Origin of the sequence: Clostridium sp. KNHs216, from assembly GCF_006714885.1 — a bacterium.
Taxonomy (GTDB): Bacteria; Bacillota; Clostridia; order Oscillospirales; family Acutalibacteraceae; genus Caproiciproducens.
The window spans coordinates 3,191,520-3,213,568 of the sequence record NZ_VFMF01000001.1 but is presented as its reverse complement, the minus strand read 5'-3'; the positions used below and the strand labels follow the sequence as shown (position 1 = coordinate 3,213,568).

Here is a 22,049-nt window from a genome sequence, read left to right as displayed (position 1 = left end):
ACGATTTTCGATGAGAGTCTGAGTGTGATCGGTCACCTTTTCGCGGATTGGTGACCGGTTACGCAACTAATTTGTGAAATTCATTTGCCTGTTTCCAAAGTAAATGCCGTCTTTCAGGCGGCAAGCAGTAAAAGGAAGTGATTCAATGCCAAGTGAGTATACCCTTGAGATGAATAACATTTTTAAGTCATTTGGCTCCAACAAAGTTCTGGATGACGTATCGATCTCCATTAAACCGGGGGAAGTACGTGCTTTGATGGGGGAAAACGGTGCCGGAAAATCCACTTTGATGAAGATTCTCGGCGGTATTTACCATGCCGATCAAGGCGATATCAAAATAGGCGGAGAAACGGTGCAGATCAATACTGTGGATGACGCCCGCCGTTACGGCATCAGCTTTATCCATCAGGAAATCAGCAATGTTCCCAGTATGACAATCGCTGAAAACTTTTTCCTTGGCAAGGAACCCAAGACAAAAGCGGGGCTGATCGACCAGCGCAGAATGCACCGCGAAACCCGCGCCGCGCTGGACCTGATGGGAATCGATCTGCCGACAAACCGTCTGGTCACGGGCCTGTCGATCGCCAAGCAGCAGATGCTGGAAATCGCGCGCGCCATCAATGAAAACGCAAAAGTGATTATTATGGACGAGCCTACCGCTTCGCTGGCCAACGCCGAGGTAGAGGACCTTTTCCGGCAGGTAAAAATGCTGAAGGAAAAGAACGTAGCCATCATATACATTTCACACCGTATGGAAGAAACCTTCCTTGTCTGCGACACGGTCACCGTGCTGCGTGACGGTAAATTTATCGGTACGAAAAACACGGCGGAAGCAACTGAAAAAGAGCTGATCAGCATGATGGTCGGCCGCAAGTTCGACGAGATCTACGGACAGGAGCGCGCTGTGGGCGGCGAGACGCTGATGCAGGTAAAAGGGCTGTGCAGCAGGGCCGTGAAGGATGTCAGCTTCGACCTGAAAAAAGGCGAGGTCCTGGGCTTTGCCGGACTCGTGGGCGCGGGTCGGACGGAAACGGCTCTCGCACTGTTCGGAATCGATAAAATCCACTCCGGCGAAGTATGGATCGAGGGGAAAAAAGTATCGATCTCCAATCCGACGGAAGCAATTCGCGCGGGCATCGCGCTGGTTCCCGAAGACCGTAAAGGACAGGGACTCTTTTTGGGCCACAGCATCGCGGTGAACCTTACTTTTCAGGTTTTGAAAGAATTTATCCATAATCTCAGAATCAATCGTAAAAAAGAAGCGAATTTGATCTCCACATATCAGAATAAACTTTCGATACGCATGGCATCCGTCAATCAGCTGGTGGGCGAGCTGTCCGGCGGTAACCAGCAGAAGGTTGTCATTTCAAAATGGCTGGCGTCTAAGCCAAAGGTTCTGATCCTGGATGAACCTACCCGCGGCATCGACGTTGGCGCAAAGGCGGAAATCTACAAGCTGATGAGCGACCTGAGCAAAGAAGGGGTATCTATTATCATGATCTCGTCCGAATTGCCTGAGATCATTAATAACTCCAGTCGTATTGCGGTTATGAGCGAAGGCAGACTTGTTAAAATATTAGACCCTGATGTAGACGAAATCTCTCAGGAGATTATCATGTCCTACGCAGTGGAAGGAGGAAACAAATAAAATGGGTAATACTAACCATTCGGAATCCGCGGCATTGAAAGGCAGCGCGGCGGGAAACGTAGCAGTAAACTGGCTGAGACGCAATCTGGCTGCTATTGCTGCGGTGCTGGGGCTGTGCATCGCGCTTTCCATCACTACAAATACTTTCCTTGTTTCTACAAATCTGCTGAGCTTGCTGCGGCAGTCCTGTGTAAACGTTTTAATCGCATTCGGAATTACCTGTGTCCTGATCTGCGGCGGAATTGATTTGTCCGTCGGTTCGTGTGCCGCCGCTTCCGGCGTTATCACGGTACGTCTGGCAAACGCCGGTCTGCCGCTGCCGGTATGTATTGTGAGCGCGCTCGCTTTCGGTGCGCTGCTCGGACTCTTCAACGGGTATGTCATTTCACATACCACGATCCCGGCCTTTATCGTAACTCTTTCCACACAGATTATTGTGCGCGGCGTCGGCTACGTCGTGACTGGCGGCCAGCCTACCCAATGCACCAACGAAACCTTTAACCTGATCGGCACCGGCGATCTGTTCGGAATTCCGACCCCGGTTTTTGTGGTCGCTTTTGTTTTCATCATCCTGTTCTTTATTATGAACCGTACAGGCTTCGGACGCCACGTTTACGCCACGGGCGGAAACGCGGAAGCCGCGAAATACGCCGGCGTCAACACCAAATCGGTTCAGATGCGCGTTTTCATGATGAGCGGTATTTTAGCTGCTCTTGCCGGTGTGGTTCTTGCGGCCCGCCTCTATTCCGGCCAGCCGTCCGTCGGCGAGGGCTTTGAGCGCGACGCGATCGCCGCATCGGTTCTTGGCGGCACAAGCTTTAACGGCGGTATCGGTACTCTTGGAGGCACGGTTGTCGGCGCTTTGATTATCGGCGTGTTAAACAACGGCATGAATCTTCTCCGCATCAACAGCTACTGGCAGTTCGTTGTAAGAGGATGCGTCATTTTGGGAGCGGTCTATATCGATTTCCTGAAAAAGGCCCGTACCCTGAAAAAATAAGAAACGGAACAAGGTATTTAGATGAAAAGACTGGACAATCAACAACTTGTTTCCCTATGCACGCAACTGCGCCGCGACATTATTGAAATGGTCGCCGGCGCGGCCAGCGGACATCCGGGCGGCTCGCTTTCCATGGTGGAGCTGCTCGCCGCGACATACTGCACACAGATGAGAGTAGACCCCAAAAATCCGGACGACCCGGCGCGGGACCGGTTTGTGCTCAGCAAAGGGCACGCTTCTCCGTGTTATTATGCGGTTCTGGGCGAAATGGGATTTTTCGACAAGGCGGAATTCAAAAATTTCCGCCAGCTTCACAGTATTCTTCAGGGCCATCCGGACGCGAAAAAAGTCCCCGGCGTGGACGCTTCGACCGGCTCGCTCGGCCAGGGCGTTTCCATCGCCGTGGGGATGGCGCTGGGAGCCAAAGCGGCGAAAGGCCCCCAGAAGGTCTATACGATCCTCGGCGACGGCGAACTGCAGGAAGGACAGGTCTGGGAAGCATGCACCGCGGCCGCCCACTACAAGCTGGACAATCTGACGGTGATGGTCGATAACAACGGGCTGCAGATCGACGGCACCAACGATCAGGTCATGGCTTTGGGCAATCTGCGGGACCGCTTCGAAGCGTTTGGGTTCGACGTGATCGAGCTGGCCGACGGCAACGAGATCGGCCAGGTGATCAACGCGCTGGAAATTCCCGCAAGGCCGGGAAAACCGAAATGCATTCTGGCACATACGGTCAAAGGAAAAGGTGTTTCCTTTATGGAAAATCAAGTGGGCTGGCACGGGAAAGCACCCTCTCCCGCCGAGCGGGATGCCGCGCTCGAAGAAATGAAGGGCTGATAGAATGAGTGAATTAAAAGCAATACGAGCCGCTTACGGGGAAGCGCTGGTCGACCTTGGAGCAAAAAACGGCAAGGTCGTCGTTCTGGACGCCGATCTGGCGCACGCAACCATGACCAACGGCTTCGCCGAAAAATATCCGGAACGTTTCTTTAACGGCGGAATCGCGGAAGCAAACATGATCTCCATGGCCGCGGGACTTTCCACGATGGGATTCATCCCGTTCTGCAGCACGTTTGCCATCTTCGGCGCGGGGCGCGCGTACGAGCAGGTGCGCAACAGCGTTGCGTACCCGAATTTCAACGTGAAGCTGGGCATGACGCACGCGGGAATCACTCTTGGCGAGGACGGCGGCAGCCATCAGGCCATTGAGGACCTTGCGCTGATGCGCGTGATTCCGGGCATGACGGTGATTGTGCCGTGCGACGCAAACGAAGCGAAGCGCGCCGTCAACGCGGTGGCCGCTATAAAAGGCCCCGCCTATCTGCGTCTTGCAAGGCCCGCGTCTCCGGTATTCGAGCGGGAAATGCCGTTTGAAATCGGCAAAGCCAATGTTTTGCGCGAAGGCAGCGACGTTGTCCTGTTCGCCTGCGGCATTATGGTGGCTACCGCGCTGGAGTGCGCGGCGAGACTGTCGGAAAGCGGAGTATCCGCTTCTGTAGTCAACATCCATACCATCAAGCCGATCGACGAGGACTGTGTGCTGCGTTATGCCTCCCGGTGCAAAAAGGCAGTCACCATCGAAGAGCACAGCGTAATCGGCGGTCTAGGCGACGCGGTATCCGCCGTGCTGATCGGCAAAGGCGATTTCCGGTTCAAAAAAATCGGGGTGCAGGACCGTTTCGGCCAATCCGGAAAACCGGATGAGCTTCTGCGTGAATACGATCTGGACACGGATTCCGTATTGAAGCAGATAAAAACCATTTTATAAAAAATCCCCCGGACGGCGTCATGTGGCCCGAGGAAATAAAGGAGAGATACCATGAAAATAGCACTGATAAACGAAAACAGCCAGGCTTCCAAAAATGAATTGATCTGCAGCGTACTGAAAAAGGTAGTCGAACCAATGGGTCATACGGTATACAATTACGGCATGTATACGGCAACGGATAAGGAATGGCTGACTTATGTACAGAACGGCATTCTGGCCGCCGTATTATTGAACAGCGGCGCGGCCGATTATGTCATTACCGGCTGCGGCACCGGCGAAGGAGCCATGCTCGCGCTCAACAGCTTCCCCGGCGTGATCTGCGGCCATGTGGTCGACCCGAGCGACGCTTTCATGTTTGCACAGATCAACGACGGCAACTCGATTTCCCTTCCCTTTGCAAAGGGCTTCGGCTGGGGCGCGGAGTGCAATCTGGAATATATCTTTGAAAAACTGTTCGGCTGCGAGAGCGGCGGCGGCTATCCGAAGGAAAAACAGCAGGTCGAGCGCAGCAACAAGAAGATTCTTGACGCCGTAAGGGCAAACAATTTCCACGATATCATTACCTGCCTGAAGGGCATCGATCAGGAACTGCTGAAGGGCGCTCTCGGCGGTGCGCACTTTAAAGAGCTTTTTTACGCGAACAGTAAGGACGAGGCTCTTACCGCATTTGTAAAATCAGTCGTAGGCGAATAAGCAAGCGACAATCCAACTGCACAGTGATCTTTCGACATTTCAGCTAAAAGCGGCCATCACGAAAAGTGATGGCCGCATTTTTATCTTGCACTGCTCCATGCCATCGCTGCGGCGACGGCGCGTTTCCAGCCTTTATAGTATGCATCGCGACTTTCCTCGCTCATGGATGGCTTGAATACTCTGTCGATCTTTCGGGTAGAGGCGACATCATCGAGATCTTTCCAGAAGCCCACCGCAAGTCCGGCAAGATATCCGGCGCCTGTGGCGGTGGTCTCAACGTTCTTTGGACGTTCGACATCACAATTCAGGATGTCGGCCGTGAACTGCGCCATCAGGTTGTTTCGGCAGGCTCCCCCGTCCACCTTCAGCATTGAGATTTTCTGGTCCAGACCGGCCAGTGCACAATCATACAGATCTTTCGTCTGATAAGACAAGGAAGCAAGGGTAGCACGTATGATATGATTTTTGTCGGAGCCTCTTGCAAGACCCACGATTGTGCCGCGGGCATAAGGATCCCAGTAGGGAGCGCCCAGACCCGTAAAAGCCGGTACCACATACACCCCTTTGCTGTCCGCAATCTTGTTGGCAAAAAATTCGGAATCGGGGGTTGCCTCAATAAATTTCATGTCGTCACGCAGCCATTGCACAGCCGCACCTGAGCAGTACACAGTAGCCTCTGCCAAATATGTAGGTTGGCCATTCAGGACCCAGCCTAAAGTTGTAGTCATGCCGTTGTCGAACGAAGGGACTGTGTCGCCACAGTTTACATCAATAACTCCGGCGGTACCGTAGGTAAATTTGGACATGCCCTTTTTGAAAGCACACTGGCCGAATGTTCCGGCCTGCTGGTCGCCTGCAACACCGGTAATCGGAATCGGTTCCTTAAAGATTGCCGTAGCTTTGCAGAATAATCCGCTGTTTTCTTTAACCTCTGGCAGCATGTTACTCGGAACTTCCAGAATATCAAGAAGCTCCTGATCCCACTTCAGCTCGCGAATATTGAACATCATGGTCCGGCTTGCATTGCTGTAGTCTTCTATATGCTCTTTGCCTTCGGTCAGGTTGTACATAATCCAACTGTCGACGTTGCCGAAAAACAGTTCGCCATTTTTAGCTTTTTCCCGTGCTCCGGGCACATTTTCAAGTATCCAGTGGACTTTTGTTCCGGAAAAATAAGGGTCCACAATCAAACCGGTTTTTTTCTGGAAGATGGAGCCGTATCCCTTTTCCTTTAATTCGTCACAATACTCGGCGGTTCTTCTGTCTTGCCAGACAATCGCGTTATAAACCGGTATTCCCGTATTCTTATCCCATACAACGGCTGTTTCCCGCTGGTTTGTAAGACCGATCGCTTCGATCTGATCTTCCGTAATGCCTGCATCATCAATCGCACCTTTAATAACCTCAATCGTTGACTTCCACATTTCAACAGGATTGTGCTCCACCCAGCCGGGTTTCGGATATATCTGGGTCAGTTCTTTCTGCGCGATGCCAATCCAGTCGCCGTCATGATTCAAAATAATCGCCCTGGTGCTCGTCGTACCTTCATCGATGCAAAGAATATAATCTTTCATTTGAACTCCTCCTAATAAAAAATAATATTGATAAACGGACCGCTCCGTTTTTTCACTAAATAATTAAGAAGGCTTCCAGATTGCTGCATGAACAGCACTTACAATCAGAAATACGAATCCGGACAGACGTAGTTTGCGAATTACCAGCCTACGGAACCACGCATTATTTCAAGCTTTCAAGTCTAGTCTTCTGTACGTACGGCTTTCACAATATCATAGAACCTTGTGAAGATGTCGTCCTCCCATTGCTTATCAAACCAGCCGAGATAATAGACCAGATCGTCGGAAGTAAAGCGCTTACGCATAAGATTGGCATTGCGCACAGCCCAGCGGACCCGCTCCTCAGTAATGGGGGCGTCAAGCTCGCTGAACAGCAGCGGATGCTTTGACCGGTTAAGCGCTCGGGCACATTCCAGCGCGGTATAGGGTAACAGGCCGGAAAAAACGGCGCGGTATGTGTCCCAATTCTTCAGAAATGCCTCAAATTTCGGACGGGCATCCGTCCAATTTTTAAGCTTGACCGCATAGTCGCTCCAGCATTCGCGGCCCATCTTTCCGGAAGGGTCCAGCGGCTCAAAAACACGAAGCACGATTTTTTCCATTTTGTCGGCAGCCGGATAGCAGCTGTCGATGTTGATCCCGCCGGAGGCAAGTTCCCTGTCCAGACGGCTGAAAAGCTTTTCTATGTTGATCAGTGACAGTATCATTGCCTCACCAACCTGCTGGCCGTGCAGCCCCGTCTTACGCTTGTCGTAGGCGGCGCTCATATCTAACATGTGGCTTATGACATGTTCATAGCCTGACATTGGCACGGAATCTCTGGCAAACATCATGGTTAGGCCGGTCAGATGCAGGCAATTGCCCAAAACTTCCATCCCCTCGTATGTACGGTTCGCGATCTCCTCCATATAAGGGGCCAGAAGTTCCTTGACATCGTCCATAATCCGCCAGGAACCGTCGACAAAATTTGACATGCCCATACAGTCGGCCAGATACCAGTCGGCAAATGCGCAAAATACCGGGAAGAGGTCGCCTACTCCGCCTACGGTGTAATGTAACGGGCAGTCCATCAGCGTCTGAATGTCCATAAGAATAATGTCCGGAGCGCGGGAAGGCCACGTGCGTTTGACATGATCCTTCATAATGATGGATGAAGGCGATGTGTAGGCAGGCACACTGTTGGCCGTCATTAAGGAAACCAGTGGGAGCGGCCTGATCCCTTTTTCATCACAGTAACAGTAGCAGGAGTGCTTGGTTATGTCCGTAACTACGCCGGAACCGATGGACAGCACGGCGCAGCGCTCATCCAAGCGGGCCATAACCTTTTCCACCTGGCTGAATTCCGCATGGACCACTCCATAGGAATCACCCTCTAGAACAAGCCGCTCGATCTTATAACCAGCGTTTGCAAGCAGGCCGAGCACCAGTTCTTTCAGTTTTTCACCCCTGCGCAGCATGACCGTTTCATCCATTACGGCAAGCACGCGGCACCCTGCCTGCACTCCCAAAGACTGCAGTATCTGTGGAAGCTGGAATATTGCATTCTGTCCCTCAATAACGCCTTTCATTTCGATTTCGGGAATCTGCTCATAATCGGACCAACGCGCAATGCGCCGGTTTAAATCTTTCATGTTGCCAACATCGTATTTGTATACGAGCGGCGGCAGACGGTTTAACATAATCGCCCTTCTTTCAGATGTTATTGGCTCTAAAGATGGATTCCAAACGCTGTGAAAATATAGTACTAAATGTACATTTTATCCACCTGTTAGCCGGACTATATTATTCATAATAACCTATCGCAATCCAAATAGACACATTGAAAAAAATTGCAAGGACCAATTATAGAAAATAATTTCAATATTAAACTCAGTTTTAGAAAATAATTTCAAGTGGGTCCAAAACCACCTCTTTACGGACCTGACAGATGCAAATCCTGTGTGCAATTCCATTTCGCGGTTAACAGACGGAATCGGAAAATGAGATTGGTACAACTTGCAATATCCGTAAATTCCGGAAACGGCGGCAAGTCCACATTGGCGTTTGACGGATAAGGCGACGGAGGCATGTGAAAATATTTTCTATGTTGTTGAAAAGTGAAGGTTCCCATATAATACGCATAGAATCACCAAATAAAAAAATGGAGGTATTTTTTAGTATGAACAGATTTTACAGTTCGATTCTCAACCCGATGTACGAAGGAGTCAATCTTGATGAGTTATGTGTTGCAACATATCTGATTGCCTGCAGGAAGAATGAAGATCCTATCATTAAGGCGACTGCAATCGGAATCGAACAGACCACAGGCTCATGGGTCGATGTTCCCGAAGAGACAGAGGAAGTAAGGATCAACTACGCAGCCAAAATTCTTGCCATTTACGAAGTACCTGACTATGAAAATCAGTCAAATGTCAACGACGACATTGCCGAGGACGGCAAACGGTGGTACATCGTCAGAATGGGGTATCCGACCGTCAATATCGAAGACAACATCCCTCTGCTGTTTGCCACTATCCTGGGTAATGTCACCGCTATGCCCTATCTGAGAATTCTTGACATTGATTTTCCAAAAAGTTATGTTTCAAAGTTCAAAGGTCCCAAATTCGGTATCGCCGGCATCAGGAAGATCCTCGGCGCATACGGCAGGCCGTTACTGAACAACATGATCAAGCCCTGCACCGGTTATACTCCGGATGTCGGCGCAAAGCTTTTCTATGAAGCAGCAGTCGGCGGTGTGGATCTCATCAAAGATGATGAATTGATCGGCGGCGACAGGTCATTCAACTCTCTTGAAGAACGTGTAAAAAAGAACATGGATGCCGCACACAGAGCCGACAAGATCAAGGGGGAAGTCACCATGTATGCCGTCAACATTACGGACGAAATCTCTCGTCTTAAAGACAATGCATACAAAGCCATCAACGCTGGTGCGAACTGCCTTATGGTAGATACCTTTGGTATCGGTTTGTCCGCTCTGAGGGATCTTGCCGAAGATCCTAAGATCACGGTTCCGATTCTTTCTCATTGCTGCTTCGGTGCCTCTTGGACGGTTTCACAGTATCAGGGCGTCAGCTCACTTGTGCTGACCAAACTCACAAGGATGTGCGGTGCAGATACGATGCTGCTGGAGCCGCCTTACGGCAAATTTGATATTACCAAGGCAAAATATATCAAGAACTGTATCGCCTCGGCTGCAAAATTCTATGATTTGAAGCCCACTCTGCCGATGGTTGGCGGAGGAGTCATTCCCGGACTTGTTCCACAGCTTGTAGACGACATCGGCCCCGATGTTCTGCTTGGCGTTGGCGCCGGTATACATGCCCATCCGATGGGCCCAGCCGCCGGTGCAAGAGCTATGAGAGTCGCTATGGATGCAACCATGAAAGGCGTCAACCTCAGAGAAGCCGCGAAATCCTGCGAAGAGTTGGCTTGTGCCATCAAAATATGGGGCATCTACGGCGAGACCAACGTGAAAGACAATTACGCTCTTTGATACATACGTTTCCGGTCCGTTCCCCCCATCACTCCACTTTTCTTACGGCGCGGACCTGTCCCCAAAGAGGACAGCGAATAAAACTGTCCTGATACAGAATTCCTTCCGTCAAAAGCAAACTGGCGTCGTTTTAAAGCGACGCCAGTTTGCTTTATGGAGGCCCATAAGCACCTCCATTGCTCTTGTAAAGGGTATGGAGTCTTGAAAATATCAGTGTGAAAATATTTTCCCTCTTGTTAATAATTGAAAGTAGCAATATAATTTACACAACATACAAAATTAATATAAATTAAACAAATATTATATGCAATTATTATATAACAAATTTACTCGTATGCTTTCAAATCAAGAAGATTTGTTGTTTCAATATGCTGCTTGAAATTAAGACGGAGGTAAAATATGGAGTCTGAAGTTTACAATCAATCAACTTTTATTATTCTCAAAGCCGCTTATCTCTACTACATAAAAGACATTCCCCAAAATGAGATTGCCGAAATGCTGAATATATCCATCACGACTGTTTCGCGACTTATTAAAAAGGCAAAAGAAGAAAAGATTGTGGAATTTGTGATTCGTGATCCTTATATAGACTGCATTCGTCTGGAAGAGGAACTGCAAAAAACATTCGGGCTAAAAGATGTCATCATCGCACCCACCCCAATGGCGAATTCAGTTGAAAATAATATCTCCGGCTGCAATAACGTCAAAAAGTTGGTCGCTTTGGAAGGGGCCAGATATCTTCAGAGAATCATCAGAGAAAATGACATCCTCGGGATTACATGGGGAAGCCATATGTATTATTTGATTAACTATTTGAATCCCTGTCAAAAGGTTGACGCATCGTTTGTTACGCTTCACGGAAGTATTGCATGCTGCGACAATGAACTTGATGTGCGTACGCTTGTTTCAAGGATGGCAAAAGCTTTTTCAGGGAGAAAGTACTATTTGTTGACAGAAGGGCTTATGAGCAACAAAAACGTTGCGAATTCAATCAAAAATGAAAAAAATATTCAAACCGTATTTGAGATGTTTGATAATATTGATATTTCAATTAACGGAATTGGTTCCTATTATCCGACCTTGAGTTCGGTGTTGGCCAAAAAAGAGTATTTGAATCAGTCCGAGGTAGAAGATCTGCAAAGTAAAAATGTTGTGGGCGATGTCGCCCTTCGTTTTTTTGACAAGTGCGGAAAGGAATGTAACACCGACTTGATCGACAGGACAATTTCCATTGATTTTGAAAAATTTAAAAAAATCAAAACAAAAATCACCATTTCTTCCGGAGAAGGGAAAGCTTTTTCAGTTTGGTCCGCTTTAAAGGGACATCTCATTGATGTATTGATTACGGATTACATGCTGGGAAACTCCATTTTAAAGCTAAACAGAAAAATGACATCCCACACGCAAAAGCAAGGTCAAGCGATTTCGGTTTAAGCGATCCGCGAAGGGCGGCTTTATCAGTGCTTTTTACATAAGGAAAATATTTTCCATGTTGATAGAATTTCAAGGCGGCAATATAATACTGGCAGAATATTACTTTATCACATTGAAAAGAGGAGTAAATGATGAAAACGGATATTATCATTATTGGGGGCGGAGTCATTGGCTCGGCAATCGCTCATCAACTGGCGCGATATAATCTGGATATCGTGCTGGTCGAAAAAGAAAGTGATATTTGCATGGGGTCAAGCAAGGCTAATTCCTCCATGGTTCATGACGGTTACAATGTGGACAGTCAGAAATTAAAGGGTAAACTGGTTTTGAAAGCAAATCCATATTTTGAAAAACTGTGCAAAGATTTATATATTCCATATGTAAAAAACATCGGATCCATTGTCATTGGCTTTGAAGATGACGATATGAAAGTCATGAAAGAACAAATGGCTAATGGCCAAAAAAACGGGGTAAAGGGATTAAGAATCGTCGGAAAGGAAGAACTCCGTCAAATGGAGCCGAATATCAATCCGGAAGCAATGTTCGGGCTTTACAATCCAAACACCGGCACCATAAATCCCTTCGAATTGACGAGGGCTTTGGCAGAAAATGCGGTCTTAAACGGCGTCAAAGTATTGCTAAACACAGAGGTTCAGGGAGTCCTTGTAAAAAATCAGAAGGTCGAAGCGGTACGGACCAATAAAGGAGTTATTGAAGCTAAGGTGGTAATCAATGCGGCCGGGCTTTTCGCCGATAAGGTTGCGGCAATGGTGGAAAATATCGATTTTGAAATCAAGCCGAGAAAAGGCCAGTATTTCCTGTATGATAAAAAGTGGGGTGATTACGTAAAGCATACCATTTACTCCTCGCCGACAAAAATTTCAAAAGGTATGATTATCGTTCCCACTACAGAGGGGAACATTCTGGCAGGTTCCAACGCCCAGTTGCTGGATGACAAGGAAGACGTTTCCACAACATATGAAGGGCTGGAAGAAATCTATGGAAAGATCATTTCCCGTATTTTCCCGAAACTTCCCCGCATGGGCGACGTCATTACCACATTTACAGGGCTGAGAGCCGCCGCCACAGGAGAAGATTTTATAATCGGATACGCAAAGACAGTAAAGGGATTTATCAATGTAGCAGGAATTCAGTCGCCCGGATTGTCCTCCTGCCCCGCAATTGCGATGATGGTTGAGGATTTGGTCAGAGGCCTTCATTATGACCTAAACTTTACGGAAAAAGGAAATTATCGAATCGACCGTCCGAAACCAATTGTACTTAGGGATCTTTCCTACGGGGAGCGGGATGAGTTGATCAAAAAGAATCCCGATTACGGAACCATCATTTGCAGGTGCGAAACAGTGAGCAAGGGGGAAATTATTGATGCAATTCACCGCCCGATTCCCGCAACAAATATCGACGCTGTCAAACGCAGGACACGCGCCGGAATGGGGCGTTGCCAAGGCGGATTCTGCGGACCCAGAGTATTGGATATTTTAAAACATGAGATGAACATTTCTCCTCTTGAAGTCACAAAAAAAGGAAAAGGTTCCTATGTGCTGGCATTTAATAACAAAGACTTGTCTTTACAGGAAGCGAGGAGAGATCATGAAAAGATTGTATTATGATATCGTTGTTATCGGCGGCGGGCCGGCGGGCCTGTCGGCAGCTCTGGAGGCAAAGAAAAACGGTGTTGAAAAAATTCTTATCTGCGAAAGAGGATCCAGCCTGGGTGGGATTTTAGAGCAGTGCATTCACAACGGTTTCGGTCTTCAGTACTTTAAAGAAGAGCTGACCGGTCCCGAGTATGCCGACAGATTCATCAAAAAGGTGAAAGAAACCGACATTGACGTTAAATTGAACACTATGGTAATCGACGTTCTTGATAATAGAAAAATTATCGCCGTTAACCACATTGACGGATTGTTTGAGATCGATACAAAAGCAGTCATCTTAGCAATGGGCTGCCGTGAACGAACCCGCGAAGCATTGACGATTCCCGGAGAACGGCCATCAGGTGTGATGACCGCCGGAACCGCACAGAGATACGTCAACGTGGAAGGATATCTGCCCGGTAAAGAAATTGTGATTCTGGGGTCGGGTGACATCGGGTTGATCATGGCAAGAAGGCTGACTTTGGAAGGAGCAAATGTAAAAGGTGTTTTGGAGATCATGCCTTATTCTACCGGCTTAGTCCGTAACAAAGTTCAATGTCTGGACGATTATAATATTCCGCTTTACTTAAATCACACGGTTACCAATATTCATGGCAGAGAGCGGCTTGAAGGAGTCACGATTGCCGAAGTGGATAAACAGCTAAAAGCAATTCCGGGATCGGAAAAACGTATAAAATGCGATACATTATTATTATCCGTCGGTTTAATACCGGAAAACGAACTGTCTAAAAAGATCAATGTTCAGTTGGATCCGGTTACCAAAGGGCCGATTGTAGATGAAAAACGCCGGACCAGTGTACCCTGGATCTTTGCCAGCGGGAACGTCCTGCATGTTCACGATGTTGTGGACAATGTGACTATGGAAAGTGAAATCGCAGGAAAAGCCGCTGCCGAGTACATAAACAGCCAACTCAATGCAAGAAAGAAAAGAATATCGGTCACTCACGGAGACAATATCGGCTATGTTGTTCCACAGTTCATAGATTTTGATGACGCAGCAGAGAAATCCGTCAGGCTTTATATGCGTGTAAAACATCCGGACAGGGACGTAAGCATTGTGGTAAAGGACAATGGCGGAAAGGTTATCGCAAATTTTTCAAAAGAAGCTGTAACACCGGGCTCGATGCTGGCGCTTCCTGTCCCTGCAAACCTTTTACGAAGTGACCTCGATAATATTGATATTTCAATCATTAAATAGGAGATGAGAAAGGTGATTGAGAAAAAAACAATCATTTGCATCGGTTGTCCAAAGGGATGCAGCATCAAAATCAGCCATGACGGCGGGAGTATTCAAGATATCAGCGGATATACCTGTAAAAAAGGATTGGAATATGCTCAAAATGAATTGATTTCGCCAAAACGGATTTTGACCTCCACAATAAAAATAAAAAATGGTGATCCCCCCCTTTTACCGGTCAAAACAAAAGACGCGATCAGCAAAGGGAAAATATTCGACTGCATGAAAGAAATATGTAAAATCGAATTGCAGGCCCCGGTAGCATTGGGAACGATTGTCAAGTCCAATATTGGAGGAACCGGCGTTGATTTGGTGGCCACAAACAACATCAGCGTCAAATATGCTCAACTCGTATAAGTTTTGATTTTACTATTCCATAAGAGAGGAAATTTGATTATGAAATATTATGAGCGCCTTAAAGATATTCCAGCCGGCAAAACAGAGCCGTACATTACACATTACATGCTGAAAGAGGAAAACGGATGCGTAGCGGGATGCTCTGCAGGAATTAGTATTCACACAAAAACAGAATATCCGGCTCCTGGAAATCATGCAGATCAGGAAGGCTTTCTAGTGCTGGAAGGAACCGGCTGGGCCAAAGTTGGAAGTCAAGAATTCAAAATTGAGCCTGAAACATCTTTCATTGTTCCTGCAAATATGCCTCATACCATTAAAAAAGATATTGATTCCATTCCCGTTAAGGTTTTTTGGTTTCATGCCGCAATATAGAAAATGAGCTATTCCTAACTGCAACACAGTATGGGTTCCTTCCTTTCTCAATTAGTGCCCGTAACTGTTCTTTATATACTGTGAGGTTTCGGACTTCTGTATCTAAAATAACACCTTCCCTTTATAGCAGACGCCTTTGGTAAATACCCTAAGTAATTGCGGCCTTTCTGAAAATATCAGAAAGGCCGCAATTCTTTTCCAAAATAATATTTCAGCCGGCAATCGGACCTTGAAAACCGACCGCAGAGGCACCCGAAAGGGTTTACGCACCGAATTTTTATTTTTTCAAATCATATAACTCCTTACGAGCCTGACAAGGTCGTCATATCCCGAAAGAAAAGTAGAAAGCGTGTTGCGGAAGCCGCCGTATTTTTCAAACTCTTCGGGCTTCATCCCGTTTTCATCAAACGATTTATGAAATTCTGCCAGTTTATTGAGTTCATTCAGATATCTCTGATTCACCGGCTCATCTATCCGATTCTTTACTTCAATATTACATGCGTTGATCTTTTTATGCCATACATAATTGACTGTCATGGCAAGGTCGCCGCCGATCAGCTGCGACCAGTGGTAATGGTTACGGTTCGCTGCGGACAGCAGCCTTGTCGTATAGCCGCGTTCTTTATAGATCCGATAAGCCTCCTTGATGACGGCGACTCCCGCCCATTCAAGACATTCAGGGTCAAGAACGAAATTTTCATTCTTGACATATTCTTTCAACCAGTCATCCGTCCTGCCGATCATAATTGTACAAACAGGCGACATGTCCTCGACTGGAAGGTTCTCTTTTCTTCTTCGTTCCAATCCGCGCTCCACTGCTTCCGCTACAGCCACAGCCTGAGCTACGGTAAAGGATACCGTAGCGTTGATGCTCACGCCGTGGTAGGTAGCTTCTTCCATTGCTTTGATGCCAGCCTTGGACGCTGGCATTTTTACCTGCATGTTTCTGCCGAGGGAATTAAGAAAGATGGCCTGTTCCAGCATTTTATCCGCATTCCTGTAGTACTTCGCGTTTACCTGAATGGAAAGCCTTCCTTTTTTTCCCTTGTATTTTTCAAATACCGGAAGGAGCTTTCTCGACCGCTCACGGCCCGCCTCATAGATTAGGCTCCATGCAATGTCGTCTTCCGTTGCGTCAGGCATCTCAACCAGAAGCTCTTTGATCTTTTTTTCCCAAAAAGGAAGTTCTTCTTTAATGACCGCGCCAACAATAATCGGATTGCTTGTAGCACCTACAATCCCGCGTTCCAGGCCGTAGTTCAGTTCTTCTTCGCCGCAGGAGTCCATCCAAACATCCGTATTAGGAAATCGAACGGCGGTTTCGTGCAGTTTTCCTTTATACTCACTCATTTCTTTACCTCCGGCTATTCTATAATTTCATAGTCCATCATCTTTGCGAACGCTCTCATGATATCTCTGTATTCGCCATATACCATCGTGACATGGTGCGCAAGGCCCGTGTATACTACCTTGTCCAGCACCTCCGTGATATGCTGTTCGAATTTTACCTTGGCGTAAGTGCCGCAAAGCTGTTTTTCCATATCAACCGCTTCCCCGGCGGCAATGAACATCCTTGTTTTTCCGCGGGCGGTATCGATGCGCATCATGTTTACATGTCCGCTTTTCATAACAAAGCCTGCGGTCACGCCCTTTCCGCCTGCGAAATAGGTGTCGAGCGTTCTTTCGCATTTGCCGTCCCAAAGATTGAGCGGTGCGACGCCACAGTGCCACATCAGGGCAAAATCCTCTTTCAGGTCAACCTGCGAAAGGTCGGCGAGAAACGGCGTTTCAGCGCCCATGGCCCTGGCAGCCAGCATGGAGAGGGTTCCCTCTATGTCCCCCTCACAGCCAAGGATCATTCCGCGGGACTGCAGGATGGACATGGTTGCGCACGGCGACACACCATAGTTTGCCGCGTATTCCGGCCAGCAGCGGATGGCGGCGGCGGTGAGCTGATATTTTCGCATAAATTTCGCCGCGCTCACGCACAGACGCGCGACATTCTCAATTTGTCTGTCGGTGAGCTCTTTACAGTTAAAGAGTCTGAGAATTTCTTCCCGCTCTTTTTTTACTTCGCTGTCGTCAACCGGCTGGGAAAACATATCGGAAATTTCGAAATGATCGATCAGGATACCCGTTTTCCGGTAAACGTCCAGATCGTCGGTTCCCACGTTAAAGAAACCGTGCGCCCGATAGCCCACAAGACCGATCCTCGCATTTTCCATCGCAGCTTTTACCCGCAGCGCCGCAAGCCATGTCTTGTCGATGCTTCCGCCGATGGTACAGGTATAATGGTCGTTGCCCGCCTTATAGAGATTAGACGCGTTCAGGTTCAGACCGCATACGGAATTGAGACGGATTTTCCCGCCGTCATAGGGAAGCTCGTCGAACGCCCACAGCAGAATTGGCTTTTTTATGTATTTATTAAAGATCAGAGCCAGATGACCTAAATGGAAAGTACCGCTGATGATTACAAGTCCGTCCACGTTATTTTTCAGCATCTTTTGGGCAGCGTTCTCAGCGTCCTCTATTTCGATTACCGCCTGCTCTTCAAATACCCATTTGACATCCGGTATTTTCTTCAGGTCTTCCATCGCTTTGTTATAAATTTCCTGGGCAGTTTTATAATCGTAGGTTGTCCTGGTCAGACATACTACTCCCACTTTAACCTTTTGCATATTTCATTCCTCCTTTTCGGTGTGTCAGGATTGAACCGTACTGTCCCACGCTTCACGGAATACGCCGATCCCGTAAGCGGTGAACGGATGCTCAAAGCTCGCCTTGTAAACGTCAAGCCCGCAGGTCACGATATCCGCGCCGATTTCGGCATAATCGCCGATCTGCTTTCCGTTGCGGACCGCCGCCACAATGATCTCCGTCTTAATATTAAAGGTCCTGTAAATTTTAACAATTTTTTCGATATATCCCAATGCGTCGTCTCCGCTGTTTTCTTTCCAGCCCACAAAGGGAGAAACAAATTTTGCCCCGAGCTTTCCGACGGGGATTGCCTGAGACGGAGAGAACACAAGTGTGACGTTAGTGCGTACATTCATCTCCTCCAGCTTCCTTGCGGCAATGAGGCCCTGTTCCGTGCAGGGGACTTTAATAACATAGTTCGGGGAAAAAGAAGAAATTTCCTTTGCCGCGGCGATGATGTCCGCCGCTTTCTCCAGATGAGGGTTAATTTCGAAGGATACAGGAAATCGATCGGCGCCTTCCAGCCCATTTTCCCTGATCCAAGCCGCCACATCCTTTACAATCTGCATAAAAGGCTTCCCGCTTAGCTTAATATGCTTCGGATTGGTGGTAACGCCGTCGATCCCGTAGTTTTCATAAGCGTATTGAATTTCGTCCAGCTTAGCGCTGTCTAAAAAATATTTCATTCTTTTCCCTCCGTCTGTCGATAAATTTCCTCTTCGATATTTTTCACCTGCTCGCGCGCACCCCTGAGGAACTTCTGTCGCCATTCCTCCAGATTCTGGGTAAATTCCGTATGCAGAAAGACATCGGCCATCTCACAGCCGAGAACCTCTCCGATCATCCAGCCACCCATGGCCAGGATGTTCGCGTCGTTGATCGCGCGGCATTTTTCCGCCGCATAAGTACTTTCGCAGGCTGCCGCATAAACACCCTTGAATTTATTGGCCACAACGGACATACCCATGCCCGTTCCGCAAATCAGAATTCCGCGCTCAAATTCGCCGTCCTGTATCTTTTTTGCGGCAACAGGAGCGACCTCGTAAAACGTCATTCCCTTTTCCGGACTTTGCGTTCCGCAGTCCTCTACCTCAAACCCCTGCTCGCAAAGATGGGTTTTGACGGCCTCTTTCAGAGTAAAACCCGATTTATCTGAACCGATAATAATCTTCTTCAATGTTTTTTCCTCCTTAGCCTAAAATGAGGATGTCCTCTGTCATGACTGTTTTTTCGTCTATTTCAAAAGTAAGATAAGGATAATCGCCTGTATGGGTCAGATTTTCAAATCCGTCTTTCGTAATAAAAATGGTATTTTCCGACTTGGTACCCTGCACGGAAGGATTCCACGCATACACTTCATTTTCCCGGATGACATGGGTACTGCCGCTTACGGCTTTCAGCTCTCTGGCGGTATATCCGGTCAGGCCACCCTGATGATGGAGCTTCCATTCATCCGCATACCCCTTTTCCGTATACGCTGCAAGCGCCGAATCAAACACGCTGCCCACTGTGCGCCCCGGCAACGTATTTACCGCAAAGACTGCATCCACATACGCGGAAACCTTCTGCCGCTCCCTGATCTCGTTCCCGGGGTCTTTCAGGGCCGCAAGCCTTGTCGCAGAAGCGATCAGCCCGCCCCTGCGGGCACAGACGGCGATCAGCGCATAATTTTTCAGGGCCGCTCCCGCTGGCACGGGATGCCTGTACCGAAGCGCCCTTTCATCAAAACCGATCAGCAGAGTGATCGGTTCCAGATTGTCTGCCCAGAATTTCCGGGCAAGCTGCCCGGCCAGTTCATACTCGGTAATACCGGACCTGAGCGTACGGCAGACCTCTTCCAGGTCCTTCGCGGCGGTCTGGCAAATATCGCGGTAACGTTCAATATCGTAGGTACTCATCCGCGTGCGCGCATCGAACAGTTCCTTTCCAACCTCACCGGTATCCAATCTTTTTCCGACGCCGCAGATTTGGTCAAGAATTTTACTTTTCTCTCCCGGCTCCTGCCAGGGATACTCTTTTACGGTCACAAAAGGATTTTCCCCAAGCTGTTCTTTATAAAGGCGGGCTGCTTCAATATTTTCCGCCACCAGATAAGTCCTGTCCTTTGTAACCATAACAGTACCGCAGGCTGCGGTGGAAGCGGTGCCAATAAACCCGCGGCCCCCTGTCAGCCAGCTGAAATCGTTCTGATTGCTCAGCAAAAGCGCTTCAGCACCCTTATCCCGGAGAATTCCCCGCAGGACCTGCTCCTTTTCCTGAAAATCAGCAATCTGATTTTTGTTCAGCATTCGATCCCCTCCCATCCTTCATGGCGATTGCTTTTTCGGCGGCTTCCACGATATTTCGGGCCTTGAGTCCATATTTTTCTTTCAGAAATTCGGTCAGTCCGACTTCTCCGAAATGATCTTTTACGCCGACCTTCTGCAGCGGTACGGGAAAATGCTCACTCAGGCAGTCCGCAACTGCGCTGCCGAGCCCGTTGATTACGGTATGATTTTCCGCCGTGACCACCGCACCGGTTTTACGGGCGCTTTCCAGCAGCAATTCGGTGTCCAGGGGTTTTACCGTATGGATGTTGATGATTTCCGCATCGATTCCTTTTTCGTTAAGCAGCCTTCCGGCTTCCATTGTTTCCGCAACCATGATGCCGGAGGCAACGAGGGTCACGTCCCGGCCGGTCTTCAGGACAATGCCTTTACCCAACTGGAATTCGCAGTCATCTTCGAAAATTCTGACCGCGTTTCTCCGGAGCAGGCGGATATACACCGGACCGTCATGGTACATAATCTGAGGAAACGCTTTTTTCAACTGCGCGCTGTCCGTGGGTTCAAACACCGTCATTCCGGGAATATTGCGCATAATGGCGACGTCCTCCATGCTCATATGAGTTCCGCCGTTCAGTTCCGCGGTCACGCCCGGATCGCTCCCCATCATCTTTACATTCAGCTTTGCGTATGCAACCGATAACGTGACCTGATCGCAGACGCGGCGGGTCGAGAACGGTGTAAAGGTATGCGTAAAAGGAATTTTGCCCATAGCCGCCATTCCCGCGGCGACACCGATCATATTCGCCTCTGCAATGCCGACGTCAAAAGTCCTTTCCGGATACTTTTCGGCAAAACGTTTTGTACCGGCCGCAAGCATCAGGTCCGCCTCAACAAGAACCAGCCTCTCATCCTTTTGTGCATATTCCAGCAGCAGGTCCACATAGGTTTCGCGCAGCCATCTGTTTTCCAGTTCCATGTTATGCTTCCTCCCGATCCAGTAAGTCTACCGCTTTTTTCCACATCTCCGGCGTAATCTGCATATTATGGGACTTGACCATGTTTTCACAGAAATATGCGCCCTTGCCCTTAATAGTGTTGAGCAGAATCATGGAGGGTCTGCCCGGTATCTTTTTCGCATTGTCGACGGCATTCAGAATTTCCTGAATATTGTGCCCGTCCACCGATTGGACGTGCCAGCCGAAAGCCTCCCACTTTTTATCCAGGGGATACAGTCCGTTGATGCTTTCAATCATCCCGTCAATCTGCATTTTATTGTAGTCGGTAAACGCGATCAGATGGTCCAGCTGACTGCCGGCGGCAAACATGGCAGCCTCCCAGACCTGGCCTTCCTGGCTTTCGCCGTCACCGATAACGGTATAGACGAACAGGTCTTTATGGTCCATGTTTGCCGCCGCGGCCATACCGACCGCCGCCGAAAATCCCTGCCCCAGCGAACCGGTGGTCATATCGATCCCGTTCGTCAGGTTCCGGTCGCAGTGGCTGGGCAGATGGGTATTCGGCCTGTTCAGCGTAGCCAGCTCGCTTTTTTTCAAAAAGCCTCTCAGAGCCAAAGCGGCGTAGACTGCCGGGCCGCCATGCCCTTTGGACAGTACGAAACGGTCGCGATCCTCCATTTTCGGGTTTTCCGCGTCGATTTTCATAATGTCGAAGTAAAGGGCGGAAAGCACTTCACAGATAGAAAGACAGCCTCCGATATGCCCTACCCCAAGCTCTCCGATCTCCTGTATTGTCAGCTTCCGGATTTCATCCGCTTTCGCCTGAAGCATTTGTACCTTATTATTCATGATAGTGGCTCCTTCAATT

General features: G+C 48.5%; 20 protein-coding genes. 11 read left to right on the top strand and 9 right to left on the bottom strand.

Annotated features, from left to right (window positions below; translation table 11 throughout):
• Nucleotides 1–145 precede the first annotated feature (145 nt).
• From LY85_RS15420 to LY85_RS15400, 5 genes are read left to right on the top strand one after another with little or no spacing between them, the layout of a single operon-like run.
• A complete protein-coding gene (locus LY85_RS15420) occupies nucleotides 146–1,648 on the top strand; it encodes a sugar ABC transporter ATP-binding protein (RefSeq protein WP_141827355.1) in 1,503 nt (500 codons plus the stop codon).
• Nucleotide 1,649: 1 nt separating this feature from the next.
• Nucleotides 1,650–2,648, top strand: coding sequence for an ABC transporter permease (locus tag LY85_RS15415; RefSeq protein WP_081928190.1), 999 nt, complete (start codon nucleotides 1,650–1,652; stop codon nucleotides 2,646–2,648).
• A gap of 21 nt (nucleotides 2,649–2,669) precedes the next feature.
• Entirely contained in the window at nucleotides 2,670–3,491 is an 822-nt protein-coding gene (locus tag LY85_RS15410; RefSeq protein ID WP_141827354.1) for a transketolase, read from the top strand.
• Between the two features lie 4 nt (nucleotides 3,492–3,495).
• Nucleotides 3,496–4,422 (top strand): transketolase family protein, encoded by a 927-nt coding sequence (locus LY85_RS15405; RefSeq protein ID WP_141827353.1) that lies wholly within the window; start codon nucleotides 3,496–3,498, stop codon nucleotides 4,420–4,422.
• Nucleotides 4,423–4,473: 51 nt separating this feature from the next.
• Entirely contained in the window at nucleotides 4,474–5,115 is a 642-nt protein-coding gene (locus LY85_RS15400) for an RpiB/LacA/LacB family sugar-phosphate isomerase (protein WP_038322831.1), read from the top strand.
• An 80-nt stretch (nucleotides 5,116–5,195) separates the two neighbouring features.
• Here the strand turns inward: LY85_RS15400 and glpK are convergent, their stop codons facing one another.
• Nucleotides 5,196–6,689, bottom strand: coding sequence for a glycerol kinase GlpK (gene glpK, locus LY85_RS15395; RefSeq protein WP_141827352.1), 1,494 nt, complete (start codon nucleotides 6,687–6,689; stop codon nucleotides 5,196–5,198).
• A gap of 182 nt (nucleotides 6,690–6,871) precedes the next feature.
• Nucleotides 6,872–8,368, bottom strand: a complete 1,497-nt coding sequence (locus LY85_RS15390; protein ID WP_141827351.1) for an iron-containing alcohol dehydrogenase — start codon at nucleotides 8,366–8,368, stop codon at nucleotides 6,872–6,874.
• A gap of 479 nt (nucleotides 8,369–8,847) precedes the next feature.
• Between LY85_RS15390 and LY85_RS15385 the strand changes: the two genes are divergently transcribed.
• The 6 genes from LY85_RS15385 to LY85_RS15360 all read left to right on the top strand — a co-directional run bounded on the left by LY85_RS15385 (nucleotide 8,848) and on the right by LY85_RS15360 (nucleotide 15,261).
• Entirely contained in the window at nucleotides 8,848–10,182 is a 1,335-nt protein-coding gene (locus tag LY85_RS15385; protein ID WP_141827350.1) for a RuBisCO large subunit C-terminal-like domain-containing protein, read from the top strand.
• Between the two features lie 399 nt (nucleotides 10,183–10,581).
• On the top strand, nucleotides 10,582–11,616 hold the full coding sequence (locus LY85_RS15380; RefSeq protein WP_141827349.1) for a sugar-binding domain-containing protein: 1,035 nt from the start codon (nucleotides 10,582–10,584) through the stop codon (nucleotides 11,614–11,616).
• 128 nt (nucleotides 11,617–11,744) lie between these two features.
• A complete protein-coding gene (locus tag LY85_RS15375; protein ID WP_243122583.1) occupies nucleotides 11,745–13,247 on the top strand; it encodes an NAD(P)/FAD-dependent oxidoreductase in 1,503 nt (500 codons plus the stop codon).
• Nucleotides 13,228–14,493 carry an NAD(P)/FAD-dependent oxidoreductase gene (locus LY85_RS15370; protein WP_141827348.1) on the top strand — a complete coding sequence of 422 codons (1,266 nt, stop codon included), beginning with the start codon at nucleotides 13,228–13,230 and terminating at the stop codon, nucleotides 14,491–14,493. The genes LY85_RS15375 and LY85_RS15370 overlap by 20 nt, the downstream gene beginning before the upstream one ends.
• A gap of 12 nt (nucleotides 14,494–14,505) precedes the next feature.
• On the top strand, nucleotides 14,506–14,889 hold the full coding sequence (locus LY85_RS15365; RefSeq protein WP_243122582.1) for a DUF1667 domain-containing protein: 384 nt from the start codon (nucleotides 14,506–14,508) through the stop codon (nucleotides 14,887–14,889).
• Nucleotides 14,890–14,928: 39 nt separating this feature from the next.
• Complete coding sequence (locus LY85_RS15360; protein WP_038322825.1) at nucleotides 14,929–15,261, top strand: cupin domain-containing protein; 333 nt, start codon at nucleotides 14,929–14,931, stop codon at nucleotides 15,259–15,261.
• A gap of 285 nt (nucleotides 15,262–15,546) precedes the next feature.
• On the opposite strand, the gene LY85_RS15355 is transcribed toward LY85_RS15360, so the two are convergent.
• The 7 genes from LY85_RS15355 to LY85_RS15325 are packed head-to-tail and all read right to left on the bottom strand — an operon-like array spanning nucleotide 15,547 to nucleotide 22,030.
• Entirely contained in the window at nucleotides 15,547–16,611 is a 1,065-nt protein-coding gene (locus LY85_RS15355) for a transaldolase family protein (RefSeq protein ID WP_141827347.1), read from the bottom strand.
• Nucleotides 16,612–16,625: 14 nt separating this feature from the next.
• Complete coding sequence (locus LY85_RS15350) at nucleotides 16,626–17,939, bottom strand: fucose isomerase (RefSeq protein WP_141827346.1); 1,314 nt, start codon at nucleotides 17,937–17,939, stop codon at nucleotides 16,626–16,628.
• A gap of 24 nt (nucleotides 17,940–17,963) precedes the next feature.
• On the bottom strand, nucleotides 17,964–18,644 hold the full coding sequence (locus tag LY85_RS15345) for a transaldolase family protein (RefSeq protein WP_141827345.1): 681 nt from the start codon (nucleotides 18,642–18,644) through the stop codon (nucleotides 17,964–17,966).
• The gene (locus LY85_RS15340; protein WP_141827344.1) at nucleotides 18,641–19,135 is read right to left on the bottom strand and encodes an RpiB/LacA/LacB family sugar-phosphate isomerase; all 495 of its coding nucleotides are present in this window, start codon (nucleotides 19,133–19,135) and stop codon (nucleotides 18,641–18,643) included. The genes LY85_RS15345 and LY85_RS15340 overlap by 4 nt, the downstream gene beginning before the upstream one ends.
• A 13-nt stretch (nucleotides 19,136–19,148) precedes the next feature.
• Nucleotides 19,149–20,246: a M24 family metallopeptidase gene (locus LY85_RS15335; protein ID WP_185741242.1), complete on the bottom strand. Its 1,098-nt coding sequence runs from the start codon at nucleotides 20,244–20,246 to the stop codon at nucleotides 19,149–19,151.
• The gene (locus LY85_RS15330) at nucleotides 20,221–21,201 is read right to left on the bottom strand and encodes a transketolase C-terminal domain-containing protein (protein ID WP_141827342.1); all 981 of its coding nucleotides are present in this window, start codon (nucleotides 21,199–21,201) and stop codon (nucleotides 20,221–20,223) included. Before LY85_RS15330 ends, LY85_RS15335 begins: the two co-directional genes overlap by 26 nt.
• A gap of 1 nt (nucleotide 21,202) precedes the next feature.
• Nucleotides 21,203–22,030 carry a transketolase gene (locus LY85_RS15325; protein ID WP_141827341.1) on the bottom strand — a complete coding sequence of 276 codons (828 nt, stop codon included), beginning with the start codon at nucleotides 22,028–22,030 and terminating at the stop codon, nucleotides 21,203–21,205.
• Nucleotides 22,031–22,049: the final 19 nt, after the last annotated feature.

Bases quoted from the DNA above. Each gene is read 5' to 3' on its own strand.
- LY85_RS15420 (WP_141827355.1), top strand. From the start codon at position 146: ATGCCAAGTGAGTATACCCTTGAGATGAATAACATTTTTAAGTCATTT.
- LY85_RS15415 (WP_081928190.1), top strand. From the start codon at position 1,650: ATGGGTAATACTAACCATTCGGAATCCGCGGCATTGAAAGGCAGCGCG.
- LY85_RS15410 (WP_141827354.1), top strand. From the start codon at position 2,670: ATGAAAAGACTGGACAATCAACAACTTGTTTCCCTATGCACGCAACTG.
- LY85_RS15405 (WP_141827353.1), top strand. From the start codon at position 3,496: ATGAGTGAATTAAAAGCAATACGAGCCGCTTACGGGGAAGCGCTGGTC.
- LY85_RS15400 (WP_038322831.1), top strand. From the start codon at position 4,474: ATGAAAATAGCACTGATAAACGAAAACAGCCAGGCTTCCAAAAATGAA.
- glpK (WP_141827352.1), bottom strand. From the start codon at position 6,689: ATGAAAGATTATATTCTTTGCATCGATGAAGGTACGACGAGCACCAGG.
- LY85_RS15390 (WP_141827351.1), bottom strand. From the start codon at position 8,368: ATGTTAAACCGTCTGCCGCCGCTCGTATACAAATACGATGTTGGCAAC.
- LY85_RS15385 (WP_141827350.1), top strand. From the start codon at position 8,848: ATGAACAGATTTTACAGTTCGATTCTCAACCCGATGTACGAAGGAGTC.
- LY85_RS15380 (WP_141827349.1), top strand. From the start codon at position 10,582: ATGGAGTCTGAAGTTTACAATCAATCAACTTTTATTATTCTCAAAGCC.
- LY85_RS15375 (WP_243122583.1), top strand. From the start codon at position 11,745: ATGATGAAAACGGATATTATCATTATTGGGGGCGGAGTCATTGGCTCG.
- LY85_RS15370 (WP_141827348.1), top strand. From the start codon at position 13,228: ATGAAAAGATTGTATTATGATATCGTTGTTATCGGCGGCGGGCCGGCG.
- LY85_RS15360 (WP_038322825.1), top strand. From the start codon at position 14,929: ATGAAATATTATGAGCGCCTTAAAGATATTCCAGCCGGCAAAACAGAG.
- LY85_RS15355 (WP_141827347.1), bottom strand. From the start codon at position 16,611: ATGAGTGAGTATAAAGGAAAACTGCACGAAACCGCCGTTCGATTTCCT.
- LY85_RS15350 (WP_141827346.1), bottom strand. From the start codon at position 17,939: ATGCAAAAGGTTAAAGTGGGAGTAGTATGTCTGACCAGGACAACCTAC.
- LY85_RS15345 (WP_141827345.1), bottom strand. From the start codon at position 18,644: ATGAAATATTTTTTAGACAGCGCTAAGCTGGACGAAATTCAATACGCT.
- LY85_RS15335 (WP_185741242.1), bottom strand. From the start codon at position 20,246: ATGCTGAACAAAAATCAGATTGCTGATTTTCAGGAAAAGGAGCAGGTC.
- LY85_RS15330 (WP_141827342.1), bottom strand. From the start codon at position 21,201: ATGGAACTGGAAAACAGATGGCTGCGCGAAACCTATGTGGACCTGCTG.
- LY85_RS15325 (WP_141827341.1), bottom strand. From the start codon at position 22,030: ATGAATAATAAGGTACAAATGCTTCAGGCGAAAGCGGATGAAATCCGG.